This is a genomic window from Siphonobacter sp. BAB-5405 (assembly GCF_002872335.1).
Lineage (GTDB): Bacteria > Bacteroidota > Bacteroidia > Cytophagales > Spirosomataceae > Siphonobacter.
On the sequence record NZ_NJAG01000186.1, the window covers coordinates 1 to 464 of the forward strand.

The window sequence follows — 464 nt, forward strand, 5'->3', positions numbered from 1 at the left end:
TTTGAGCATTAAGAATGAGGCAGCCAAGAATTCAATGTATTTACTTGCTGGTAATGTCTTACAATGTATCGGCCAGGAATAACGCATGCTCTAAAATCAAATCTCGATTTGACAAGCTCTCATTGCTGATAACATGGTTTGGCATGATACCAACGCCTTCCACCGGCTGTTTATTCGGTAAGCTTTCCAGCTTGCTGGAGATTCCACACAACCAGCCATTACTTAACTCCCGAAACGTAGGTCCCGCTACGCCATCTCCCGTGGGCTGTCCGATCTGAATGACATTCGGAAGGGCCCGCATCATCATGACAAAACTATTACCCGCACTGAACACGTATCGATTCGTTAATAAATAAACGGGCCTGGTAAACTGCCACTTCCCCCGACTGGCTAGATAAAGTGCTTCGTGCGGCGTAAAATCAGTGTAGCCGGGGCCATTTCGCCATTGAACGTAGCCAAACAAA

The 464-nt window shown here is 46.8% G+C and carries 1 protein-coding gene; it reads right to left on the bottom strand.

The annotated features are described in order from the left end of the window. Positions 1 to 58: 58 nt before the first annotated feature. On the bottom strand, positions 59 to 464 hold a 406-nt coding region (locus tag BWI97_RS26920; protein ID WP_233208095.1), incomplete at its 5' end, for a S41 family peptidase.